The sequence below is a fragment of the Parapedobacter brassicae genome (assembly GCF_051400755.1).
Classification (GTDB): domain Bacteria; phylum Bacteroidota; class Bacteroidia; order Sphingobacteriales; family Sphingobacteriaceae; genus Parapedobacter.
The window spans coordinates 633,521-646,250 of record NZ_JBLFFL010000002.1; the positions used below are offsets into that span (position 1 = coordinate 633,521).

The following is a 12,730-nucleotide window of genomic DNA, read 5'->3' on the forward strand; positions in this document are numbered from 1 at the left end:
ATTATTGGTCTAACCATACTCGGCCATCCAACTGCCAGCTTTCCTGACGGGGTATCTTCAGCCAACTGATGATCTGTGCCGGGATATCGACATTACGCGGTACCAGAGCACCGAGATCGGCCGAACTGGGTGCACATACGTAATCGGCCTGGAACTGGCGGTTGATATCGGCGCCTCCCAACGTCATGTGGCTGCCCAGCGGCCCTTCGTCGCTGATGGTGCTGCCCTCCGAACCCACTACGGGCCACAAGCCTGCAAGAAAGTCATAATATGGATGATCTTCGGCGATGCCGATCTCGCAGGAATATTGCCGGATCACATCATCCGGCAGCGCCACCTTCCAAAAGCGGACGTCGGCGATATAACAATCGGCCTGACCGTTGTCCGACTGCCCGCCGATCATGAGGGGAAAATTATTAGTGATGCTGCCGTAATTGGTAATGTTCACTTCGTTGTTGAACTGACCATTGGTATAGGTACGGATAAAGCGTTCATTATCGCGGACTACACCCACCACGGCGATGCTGTTCCACGTAGCATTGGCCAAGGTACCACCTCGTGTTTGCCCGACATTGTTGCCCAGGCCGCGGGCGTTGAACATCCAGAAGTCTCCTTCCAGAAAAATGGTCCAGCCGACGAAATCCCACGTCCACCGTTCCCGTTTATTGATCAGTGCTGGATAATTATATTGGTAGTTGTTATTCGGTCCCGGATTTTTCTTTACTTTCAGTTCAATGGTAAACGCCTCGTTATCCAGGTTATAAATGTCATTGTCGCCCGCGGTGACCTGGCCGCGGAGCTGTTGCTGAAAACGCACGAAGTCCCCTTGGAAGCGAATGCCCAAGAAGGGTTTGCTGATGACCCGCGTACTGTACCGCAGGGAATGGAAGATGGTAAAGGTATTGACCTCCGGGTTGCTGAAAATCGTGTTGTCATTTTCCTCTTCGGGAATGGTGTATTGTCCGCCCTTGCTGGAGGTGATGACCACCAGCCAGTTTTCCTGGGCATAATTCGGACGGTTTTTAATGGCCGCCAGCGCCTCGCCGACGTAATCGTCGAAGCGGAAAATGGCTTCCCGGTATTGCGGTACGGATAGGTCATAACCATATTGACTACCCGCTTTATCGATATCCGTGAAATGGGCGGTGACCACCGTAATGCTGTCGGCGGCTAAGGCCGCTACCGTCGCATCCTTGACCGCCTCGTCGTTGGCCAATAGTTCGCGCGCGTCTGCACCGGTGGTCAGGTGTTCGAAGAAAAGGGGCGTAGCCGTATAGGCTCGCACATCGCTGTTCGGTTGGGCGGCGGCGATGCGCTCAAACAACAACGGAAAATTATCCAATTGGTCGTTGGCGAAATCATCTCCTTGGATACCGTGTTTGTCTTTTTGCACACCGGTAAGCATATCGGCCCAGTTGGTGCCATGCAGTGATGCGGTCTCTTCGTCTGATAGCGACTCCCACGAGTAGATGGCATTCGGCAACAGGGAAGTAATAACCGGTGTCTCCGCGTCATGCACGGACTTGCCCCTGGCGCCGTCGGCGATGATGTAGAGCACGCGGGGAGAGCCAAAGGCGACGTCCACGGAGTCGATGGGTTCGTTTTCCGGGATTACCCGTGAAAACTCCTGGTTGCATGACCCGATGCCGATGATCAACAAGGCCATCAGCAGTAATTGTCTCGGTGTTGTCATGGTATGTGTTGTTGCGATCATGATGAGATGTGGCTTTTGTAGCTGATTAATCAATGAGTACCCGGATGATATGGTTGACAGGCTGGCTGTTGAATTGGAAGAAGTATCCATAAATCAACAGGGCACGCTGGCCGTCAGCTGATGTGGTTTCGATTACGTCTTCTATCCTTCCGCTGAAGATTCCCGTGGCATTATATTGGGGAAGCAGGTTGCCTTGTTCATCCAAAACCATGAATCCGTTGCGGGCCACACCGGCGTACGTCCGGAAATTGCCGGCCACGATGATCTTGCCATCGCTCAATTGTTTGATAAAAGTGGGTTCTCCACCCTCAAAAGCACCTGCAATGAACGATTCATCGACGGAACCGTCTTCATTGAGCATGACCATTTGATTGGCGGGTTGCCCATTGAAATTGCGGAAGCTGCCTGAAACCACGTATTTCTGCGCGGACGGGCTATGGAATAATTTATGGATTTCCTGATCGGCACCTATCCCTTCGGGATTGAATGTCTGATCGATGGTGCCATCCGCGTTGAGGCGTAAGACACGTCCGAATTGCTGTCCGTCAAAGCGGGTAAAACTCCCATACACCATCAACTTGCCTTGGTTCGGACCGCCTGTAATTAGCGTGGTCCGCGCCTCGCCGTTTCCCGCGTCCCAACTACGGTTTGTTCCAGCATCAAAACGGTAGGTTTTGTCTAGGCTTCCATCGGCGTTCAGGCGCGCGAATTGGCGCACCTCTATACTGTCCAAGATGATCGAGTCACGGGTTTCTAGCCTGTTAGGCTGGTCATAACGCCTGCTGATGTAATAGCGGAAACTACCGTTTACAATCACCTTGCCGTCTTGAGCATATAGATTGTCAACCCATGCATCAAACCCACCATTGAACCGGGGATAATACTTGATGGTGTCCGATTGATCAGGTCGGCGGAAAGGGTGGACTCCCATGGTGTCTATGGTTCCGTTCTCATTGATATGCGTGAGATTGCTGATATCCGCGCCACGCTGGGAGAATCCATTGAAGGCGCCACCAATGAGGTAACCATTGTTAAAATAAAGGATATTTCCAAGCACACCGTTTGATGCAACGCCAGATCGTAGGCTGGCGTCATATGTGCCATCGGCAAATGTCCGCGCGATGCGGTTAATGGGACGGACGATGCCTTTATTATCATAATTGGTGAAAGCGCCCACCAGAATCATGCGCCCATCATTGGTCTGGATTATCTGTTCGACCCCATCATTTGTTCCCTGGGTAACATTGAACGAGGGATCTATGTTTATTTTTCCGGTCACCGAAAATTGCGGGCCAAAGACCACAACGTCTCCGACGGAAACAGAAGTAACGCCTGTGCTGGCGAAATCGGGTACGATAATTTTGATGTATTGATCGGTCACTTCCGTTATTTCCGCCAATTCGCCGTTGAACCGGAAGACGAGCTCTTCCCGGTATGGTAGTAGGCCGGATGCATTGATGGTTACCTCCGTGCCGGGCAAGCCAGTTGCGGGAGAAGCGGATTGATTACGGTTGATGACGATACCCAACGACTCCGCGCTTGGGCCATATGGTTCGCCCGGGACTTCTTTTTCAGAGCATGTCCATAGGCAACATCCGAGGATGCTAAGTGAGAGTAGTGATTTTAACGTATATTTCATGTCAATCGTTTCATTTAATGAATTACCGCTTGCTTTGGACGATATCTAATATGACTTCCATCACATTGAGCCCAAATCCGTCTCCGATGTTAAAATCCAGTACGTGAACCACCCCATTTGTAGGCTGTATATCGGATGATGATACACGATAGGTATTCCAGTTATCAGGTTCGGAAACATTGGGAATGTAGGAAAGGTGCAATTGCCGATAACCCATATATTTCAAGCGTGTCTCGGTGGGTAGTCCGGCATTAGTGACCGCATCGTGATATACCACACCGATGTTACTCACGGTGTTATTGTAGGCGTAATAGTTCTGCCCACCAAAGGCACTTAACACATCGAGATCGACCTGCGGATAATCTTTCAGGAGATGTTTTCCCCGAAACATATATCGCTCGAGGTATTTCCGCCAGATGGCGGAATCTACATCGGCTAGCGTTTGAATGGTATCCAGTCCGAAGTCATACAGCAGCTGATTGAGTCCGCCGCTTAACAACGGGTCTTCGCCTTCATAATTGACTTGGCCGATCAATCGTTTGATTTCCTCATCGCGGGGCGCGAAAAACGTAAATTCTTCGATATTAAATGTTTCTTCAAGACCGGCAAGCCGTACAATCTGTGCAATCGAATCCAGTTCGATGGGGCGTGAATCTAGATAAGCCATCATCGTTCCCTCGAAATGCGGGTTGGCTAACCCGCCATCGGTGTAATAGTCGTCCTTTTTACAGGATCCGAAAAAAATGCAACATATTCCAATCACTACGCCAATCGAAGACCAACGTAGCCAAGCTGGGTTATTGTTATTCATAGTCGGTGCTTGTTTCATTGTGTCGTTGTCCATATTATTATCTGCTGAGCCAATATTCATTCAGGACCATCCTTGGATTGTTGGTGCGTGCGGATTGGTCAATCGGCCAGGTCCAAGCGCGGCGGTTGTATTGGTCGGAATTCAGTGGGTTGCGTGCAAAGGTGGGGTTCATGATCCGTTGCGTGCGTACCAGGTCGAAGTACCGGTGCCCTTCGCCAAACAATTCCCGGCAGCGCTCCCAAAAAATAAAATCCTTTAACGCTTGCCCGCCCGTGCCACTATATGGCGTGGCTTCCGCCCGTTCGCGTATCATGTTCAGTGAAGCGATGGCTTCGTTGTCTCGCGATAACTCGGCTAGGGCTTCCGCGTGTAACAGAATGGCGTCCGCATAACGGAAGATCATGAACGTATTATCCGGGTTGCGGTCTTCATTACCGGAAGCGAATACGTTGAACCCGAATTTGACAGCAGTGAATTGTCCACTATTGGATAGTATATCGTCGAACCAAAAATCTCTTCGTTTATCCGCTACACCTGCCGGATAAAGCCGACTCATGTAGGTATCAATGTAATAGCAATGGCTGATCTGGTTATTGTAGCGGGGGAATTTATAGGGCCATCGCAAAAAATGATCTCCAAACGGTGCAAGTGGTGCGTTTTCATCCTGATAGTTGATGCTGCGGTAAAACTCAAACAGGCTTTCATCCGATCGCCCCTTCATGACGGTAGCCCAACCGTCTTCGGTAAGCGGGTACAATCGGTATGGACCATTTTGTAGCAATTCCGTGCCCAATGCGGCTGCCTCTTCATAGTAGCGTTGCCGGTTGTTGCGGTCGAATCCTGCGTTCCACATATTCATGTGCATGAGCAGGGCGATGATGGCACCGCGTGAAGCGCGCGCGCCCTTCATTGCAGGATCAGAATAGGTCCACGGCATATTGTCCTTGTGCGGACGCAGATCGTCCAGGCATTTGTTCAATACATCCACCATGGGTTCACGGGACAGCGCCTCGGCTTGATACGGCTCGGTATAATAGACCACATCCCCATAGAGGCGCACCATCCAGAAATAAGCGAAACAACGCATGAAAGTAGCCTCCGCGAGGTACCGTTGTTTGTCTGACTCGCCCATACCCGGTATACCTTCATTCAATTTATCAATGAGGATGTTGGCCGTTTGAATGACCTGATAATAGCGTACCCAATTAGTTACTGCTTGGTAATTGTACCACCCCCAGGGTTGGGAGCCATCGATGGCGCTCAGGAGGTCGTTTCGACCCAGTACCTCCACCACCCTCCGTGAAGATTCGCTATTACCACCCGGTGAGGCAAATACTTCACCGGAACGGACTTCACCTATGGCGCCGATGACCCAGCTCTCGTTGATTTTCTCAAAAAACATGCTGTACATGTTGGCGATGTTGGTTTCCACATCATTTACAGATCGGTAAAAGTTATTACCGGTAAGCCGGTCGACTGGCTCCACCGTTAAAAACTTCTTGCAGGAAAACGTCGTCAGCGTGAGTGCAAAAGCGCCCGCTAATCCCATGGTTTTCCAGTTCCTTATTAATCTTATTGTCTTCATATCCATAACACACTTAAAGTCCGATATTAATGCCGATATTGTAGGTACGCGGTGTCGGATAACCGGACGAAATATCACGACCCATATTAGTGACATTCTCCGGGTTGGGACCGGAATAACGCGAAAACGTATTTAGATTTTCGCTGGATAGGTATATCCTCAAGTTGTCTAATCCCCAGCTACGAACCATGTCACGATCCAACATATAGGAAAGGATAATGCTGTTGATCTTGAAATAACTGCCATCCTCCGCCCATAAGGTTTGGTCATATCGGAAAGGCTGAATGGAACCATATCGTCGATAATCATAAGCATAAGGATAAGTGGAGATATCGCCAGGACTGCGCCACATATCGATATCATTCAGCGGGACGACAGTCTGATTGCCGAAGGGATAACCCATGATTCCCAAGCGTTCCGCCAAGGCATTGTTAAGAACAGTACGCTTCGCCGTAACGGAGCCGTTCAACGAAAATGAGATATCCTTGTAGCTTAATGTTACCGAAAGCCCGCCGGTAAATAGGGGCTGGGAATTACCCGTGCGCCCATAATCACTGTCATCTAAGATATAGTCGCCATTCAAATCGCGCAAGATGGGATCCCCTCCTTGGAAAAACTCCCCATTAGTTTGATAACGCAATCCCGTCGCTGGATCAACCGGAACATCCTGATCGGTCGCATATACGCCGTCATTGATACGCAGGTAGTTGGCTAGTGTGGCGCCACCTACCCGATAGGCGATGTGTTGGCGCAGTGGGCTCGTATCCCATCGGATGAACTGACCATAATAGTTGTCGGGGAGACTCAATAGGACATCCCGGTTGAAGGCGCCATTGACCGAAAATGACAAATTAAAATCGCTGCTAAGTGAAAGGGGGCGAATCATCAGGAACAGCTCATGCCCATAATTGGCTATGCCGGCCCCATTGCTGGCAAGCTCAGTGAATCCGGTGGTATTTGGAAGCTGCGCAATGAACTCCTGGTTGATGACTTTCTTGTAATAGGTATCATAAATCAATTCGACACGGTTGTTAAATAATGCAAAGTCAAACCCGAAATTATATTGTGTGGTGGTGGTAGGTTTGAGCAGGGGGTTGGGAATGCGTCCGAAATCCAATCCAATGCCTTGCTGTCCATTATAATTACCGGTGATGTTGTACCGACCATAAATGGTTTCCAAGGTAGCTGTGGGAATGATATTGACCCCCCAACTCAGCCGGATGGCCCCATTATCCAACCAGTCCAAATCCTCTAGAAAGCTTTCTTTGTTAAAATTCCATCGAAGCCCAATGGCGGGGTTGTGTGCAAACAGGTTTTCAAAACCATTGACGGACGAACCATCAATCCGATAGGAGAGATCCACCACATACTTCTTCTTGAAATCGTAGGATGTGGCTAACGCGAAGGAGGCAGCCCGTTCATCGGCATAGTCATTCAGCAAACCACCTCCGCGGGAAAAATAGCCGTCAAACCCGATGGGCCCCTGCAATTGGTCGTTTGGACTCCGTTCCTGGCGGGAGATGGAACTTTGGCGTCCAGCAATTCGGAGTTCATTGAAAAAATTGATGAACAGGTTGTGGTTTTCATTGAATGTCGTAGAATAATTCAAACTGTTCCGATTATACAACTGGGTGGTGCGCCCGTTGTACGAGTAGACCCGCGCAAACTGATTGTTAGCGATTGCAGGGGTAAAGGTGTCTTCCGTTTTGGATTCGAATTCATAACTGAGACTTGTACTCGCGCGTAGGCCCTCGATAAACATATAGCTGGCCTCTAGGTTAGATCGGATAAGCCGGGTAGCGTTGTCATTATCAGTACCCAATACGGAAGCATGGCTACCACTGGCTTGATAAAATGATGGGGGCGGCAGCAAGCTGGAAGACAATGCGTTGCTGGCCACACCGGTCTGTAACATGCCGATGCCATTACCGACACTCTGTTGACCCAATTGACCGGTCACAGCCCCGATGACCTGGAAGCGGCGGTCGGCCGGCTGGTACTCCATGCGTAGATTGGTGCTGTAACGGTTGAACCCGGTATTGCGGATAATGCCCTGGTCGGTGAGGTATCCCAAATTGGCCTTATAGTTAAACAATTGGTCGCCACCATCGATAGCCAAGTTGTGCGTCTGGTTGTAAATGGTACGGTAATAATAATCCTGCCAGTTTGTTGAGTTATTCCAATACGCATTGAGGCTATCCGACAGGAACCATGTCTCGGAAATATCATATAAATCCTCATAGCTGGCCGCATTCTCATAAATCTGCTGCAGTTTGAGCTGCCGCTCCAGATTACCGCCCAACGTCTCGCGTAGCTTGGGCGGCGTCTTGATATAGGAATTATGCGTATACCGTACGCGGGGTATTGGTGAATTGCCCCGTTTGGTGGTGATGATGATGACCCCATAAGCGGCCATGGACCCATAGAGGGAGGTGGCTTGTGCGTCCTTGAGAATCTCGATGCTGGCGATGTCTTCTTGCGGGATGAGGGATAGGGGACTGATACCCGGTCCCTGCTGCTGGAAGCCGAATTCCGTAGCCCGGTCGGCATCCATCGGAATCCCATCGATGACGAAAAGTGGAGATGTGGGCTGTAAAAAAGACTGATTGCCCGAACCGCTTACGGCAACGGTGGAAAGGCCACGGATCTGGGTAGAGCCTCGGAAACCGGGCGCACCGGTGCTCATTTGCACATTCATGCCCGGGACACGGCCCTGAAGCAATTGCTCCACATTGGCCACGGGCACGTCTTGCACTTTATCCCCGCTCAGGCTGAACGAAGAGCCCGTGCTCAGCTCTTTTGACCGGGCCTGATAGCCGCGGATAACCACCTCTTCAAGGGCGCTGGCATCCGGCGCCATTTGGATACGCAGGCTCTCTCGTCCCGTACCGACGCTTTGCGACTGCTCCTGATAGCCGATGATCCGGAAGACCAACGTAGAATTGGCCGGTACCGAGAATCGGAAATTGCCATTTTCGTCGGTGGTGCCCAAGGCACGCATCGGTCGACCGACGAAGACGGTAACACCGCCGAGGGGTTGTCGGTTTTCGTCAATCACGTTGCCCGAAACGGTGACATTGGTCTGTGCATGTGCCTGTCCGAAGGCCAGCAAGCCAATCAACATGCCTATCAATCGTATTGTCTTCATCGTGAAGGTATTGATTATCCTGTTATTCATCTTCAAACTTAGGTAGCTGATTTCTAAAATGGAACACAATCTCCCAGTCGCCGGGCCGATAGATGTTGAAATCTAAACCAAAAGAAGCGTAAGTCAGTATCCCGCTAAATCCCCGCCTAGAATATTCGATATCCACGCTGGCACTTCCGCCGTTGCTATTGGTGTATCGCGTGACGATATTGACCAATGGAATGGGGTAGGCGACATCGTACTGCACATATTCTTCGGTCTTGACAATGTTAAACCCATGAACCAATTCGCTCCATTGGGTCTCATTGAATACATCCGGATTCATAAAGGTGCTGTCTGGCGCCATGAACTTAAGGCGGAGGTTGTGGCCATTGCCGCCTTCAAATGGACGAATGTAGACCACCACATCCTTGATGTTGTCATTGCTCTCGAGGTTCCGGTTGGAATTGGCGCCAACGACGTTATTGAGTCGCGGACGGATATAATTCTGCTTATCTGGATTACGTGGATCAGCCGGATCGGGTGCCGGTCCGCCGGTATAAGGATTGGTATCCGTGAACGGAAAGTAGGGTTGCTCACGCCAAGGAATCAGCTGAAAGTCACGAAGGTACATTTCGCCTCCGGTATTGGACACTTTGATATCGAAGAAGCGGACATCCTGTACCAGCGTACTGCTGTCCGTGGGGCGAGGTTCGATGAGCTCGTTGGTAGAAGAGGCCCACAGTATAAGTTGTCCGGATTCGCGTATCTCAAACAACGGGCGCTCCTCGATCTGCCGTTTGGCCTCGATTTCCTCCAACGATTGTTCATCTCCATCGTATGCATCAATCCACACGTAAGTAGGGCGCATCTGGAATAAATCCGTCACCGGGCGGCCATCACCATACCGTGCATTCACAATTTCGAATTTCAGCGGAAGCGACGAATTATCGGAGTTGAAGGTGCCCATGAGATTGGTCCGACCGATGATTGGCTCAAATACCTGTGAACCATAGTTGATATTTTCGCTGAGGTATTCTTTTTCCTCCGGCAAGTCCAACACCTTTTTGCAGCTTCCGGCAAACATTGCGCAGCATACTAGTGCAATGGTCACGCGGGAGGCGCCGGTGCGTCGGATATACGGGGTGATTTTGATGTGATGTCGTCTCATATACGTTCCTGTCTGTTACTTTTTCCGTTGACTTATTCTTGCGTATTGTCAGGTGCATTCATCGTCCAGTCGGCGATCTGGAAAGTGCTCCCACTACGGTTCCTTAGCACATTTAGCCGATAATATTTATAGGCCACTTCGTTATTGATGCGGTATACCTTGAGCTGGAAGCGTTCTTCGAAGATCTCTCCAGACCGGGAATCCAGCGTGACCCAGTTTTCCCCATCGTGCGATCCCTGCACATTCCAATCGATCGGATCCCGCTCGGGCAGGTCATTGGCAGAGGTGATGGTATAAGCCCCGGCCACAGCGGGCTCCACAAATTCGAATTGCAGCCAAGCATTACTGAAATTGTCCAGGTAAAACTTGGTTTCCCGGTTGCCATCAAAGGCAAACTGCGCGGCCTCGATCGCGTTGGGTCCGCCCGGGTTTTCGCGGGAGGTAGACCATTGGCCGCCAACGGTCATAAACAGGTTGGGTGGCGGCGGTATGTAGGTAAGCCTACTGATGAAATCACCGAAACCAAATACGTGGTCGCTGTTGATGACATGAACGAAGGCATTGTCGGTTTCGATATTGATGGAGCCCGTAGTGGTCGTGATCCAATTGCGCCTGAACTGACTTTGCTTCGTATCGCTGTAATCGATGGTCGTGGGTCCCCCGTCACGAAGACCGGAGGAGGTGGTGCGGGCGAGCTTGGCGTGCATAGGATAATTATATCGGACGGCTGTCAAGCTGATGCCGTCTTGCAGCAGCATGGAGTCCGTAGGATATTTGCCCCGGATGATGTACTGCGTGAGCATGGTATCCAGGTGTTCGTAATCGATGGTCGACAGGTACTCCGAAGGCCTATCCGCTAAAAACCGAACATTGTTGAGATTAGCGATGGCCAGCTGAAAGCTTTCGTTGGTGAGCGCAAACAGCGTGATATCGCTATCGCGTAAGGTGGCCTCCAAACCCAGCCGGTCGATGACCTGAATCAGCGAGTCGTATACACCGGTCTTGCTTTTGAGGTATGCGTAGGTATCTCCGTCGAAACGCTTATTGATCACCTCCGGCTGGTAATACCCTCCGTCTTTGGAGCATGCGCCGATCAACAGCCCGAAGAGTAACAAGTAACAATAGTTTATCAGTTTCTTCATGGTATTCGAATCGTTATTGCCAATATTGATTTTGCGTTAGCTCACCGTTTTGATTCAACAATGCTTGCGAAACAGGCCAATAGATGCCGCCATCGGTGATCAGCTGACTGATGATCGGGTGACTGGGCCGGATGCGGTTGTACCGCACGAGATCATACCAGCGGTGGCCTTCGCCCATGAGCTCCCGCTGGCGCTCACGGAAAATCGTGTTGAGCAGATCGCCATTGATCTCCTCATTGTAAGCATCCAGCCCGCGGCGCGTACGAATGGCATTGAGGTTTTCGATTGCTCCGTTGCGTTCGCCCAACACGGCCAGGGCTTCCGCACGGAGCAGGGTGATGTCTTCCAACCGCGTAAATACAATGGCGCTGGTGAAAATCCGGAAGGAGGGATCGGTCACTCCGCCCATGATGCACTTGATCTTGCTGAAAATCGGATACCGGCCATTGTAGTTGGAGAAATAGCGGTCGGACACCGGCGTACCGAGGGTGTCTAAACTAAAGCGCTCATCGCCGCCTTCATTAAAGATGTTGATGATGGAATCTTTCGGTAGGTATATATCGGGAATACGCTTATTGACCACAGGCTCAGCCAGGGTAAGTTCCTCAATATGGCCCGTAAATGAAGCATCCACATGCCCCCAGTCAAAGGCAAAGCCAAATAACTGATTCGTCTTCTTATTGAAGAAAAAGCCGTTGGCATCGGTGAGGTGCGCCGTGGTGATGTAATCGTTGGTCGCGCGTTGATAGTTATCCAATACGAATTTGCTGTAATTGGCCGCATCGGGGTAGTTGCCTTGCCAGGCCGCGAGGTGGGCCAGTACGGCATAGGCGGTCAGTTTCCGGGCCAATGCCCCATCCCAGCGGCCGCTGGTCTCATTGTAGTAATCTCCCTGCTGCTGCTCATCGCCAGCACTGTAACGATAGGGGAGATCGGCTGCGGCGGTCAGCATCTCCTGCTCGGCCCAGGCCAATACCTTGTCCTGGTTTTCACGGGGCCTATTTTCAAAGCTGCCATCGTACGAGGAGATGATCAATGGTACATCCCCCCAGATGCGCACCATATAGAAATAGGCGAATGCGCGCAGGAACCGAATCTGGGCAATATCGACGGTCATGTTGTTTTCGGTATAGCGCAGGTCTTTTTCCCTGACTTCATGCACGCGCTCCAGAAAGATATTGGCCGAATTGATCACGGCATACCAACGCCGCCAATTCGATAGCGCTTCAATGGCTGGGTAGGAGGCCGTGAGGTCGTTGCCGATGATGGCACGCAGATCCTGCCGGGTAGGGCTGGCAAACTCGCCGGCGCGGACATCGCCATATAGCCAATGGGCGTTATGATCGGCCAGGGCGGCGCGCACTAAGCCGTATGTACCCATGATGGCCGCCCGGGTATCTTCCAGCGAATTCCACATGTTCTCTTCACCAACCACGCGGGAAGAATCGACATCCAACATTTTTTGGCAACCACCCATCAGCAACAGGAAGGCGACGAGCAGGCTACAAACAGGTAGCTGCATCGTACAAAAAAATCTATTT

The 12,730-nt window shown here is 51.0% G+C and carries 8 protein-coding genes; all 8 read right to left on the reverse strand.

Features of this window, described 5'->3' with window-relative positions; all coding sequences use genetic code 11:
- Nucleotide 1: 1 nt before the first annotated feature.
- The gene (locus tag ACMGDE_RS08135) at nucleotides 2-1,693 is read right to left on the reverse strand and encodes an alkaline phosphatase family protein (protein WP_436832279.1); all 1,692 of its coding nucleotides are present in this window, start codon (nucleotides 1,691-1,693) and stop codon (nucleotides 2-4) included.
- A 46-nt stretch (nucleotides 1,694-1,739) separates the two neighbouring features.
- Nucleotides 1,740-3,353 carry an IPT/TIG domain-containing protein gene (locus ACMGDE_RS08140; RefSeq protein ID WP_436832280.1) on the reverse strand — a complete coding sequence of 538 codons (1,614 nt, stop codon included), beginning with the start codon at nucleotides 3,351-3,353 and terminating at the stop codon, nucleotides 1,740-1,742.
- A gap of 22 nt (nucleotides 3,354-3,375) precedes the next feature.
- Entirely contained in the window at nucleotides 3,376-4,020 is a 645-nt protein-coding gene (locus tag ACMGDE_RS08145; RefSeq protein ID WP_436832281.1) for a fasciclin domain-containing protein, read from the reverse strand.
- 181 nt (nucleotides 4,021-4,201) lie between these two features.
- Nucleotides 4,202-5,749 (reverse strand): RagB/SusD family nutrient uptake outer membrane protein, encoded by a 1,548-nt coding sequence (locus tag ACMGDE_RS08150; protein WP_436832282.1) that lies wholly within the window; start codon nucleotides 5,747-5,749, stop codon nucleotides 4,202-4,204.
- A 13-nt stretch (nucleotides 5,750-5,762) separates the two neighbouring features.
- Nucleotides 5,763-8,897 (reverse strand): SusC/RagA family TonB-linked outer membrane protein, encoded by a 3,135-nt coding sequence (locus ACMGDE_RS08155; RefSeq protein WP_436832283.1) that lies wholly within the window; start codon nucleotides 8,895-8,897, stop codon nucleotides 5,763-5,765.
- Nucleotides 8,898-8,919: 22 nt separating this feature from the next.
- A complete protein-coding gene (locus tag ACMGDE_RS08160) occupies nucleotides 8,920-10,047 on the reverse strand; it encodes a DUF5007 domain-containing protein (protein ID WP_436832284.1) in 1,128 nt (375 codons plus the stop codon).
- A 32-nt stretch (nucleotides 10,048-10,079) separates the two neighbouring features.
- Nucleotides 10,080-11,189 (reverse strand): discoidin domain-containing protein, encoded by a 1,110-nt coding sequence (locus tag ACMGDE_RS08165; protein WP_436832285.1) that lies wholly within the window; start codon nucleotides 11,187-11,189, stop codon nucleotides 10,080-10,082.
- Between the two features lie 13 nt (nucleotides 11,190-11,202).
- Entirely contained in the window at nucleotides 11,203-12,711 is a 1,509-nt protein-coding gene (locus ACMGDE_RS08170) for a RagB/SusD family nutrient uptake outer membrane protein (protein ID WP_436832286.1), read from the reverse strand.
- Nucleotides 12,712-12,730 lie beyond the last annotated feature (19 nt).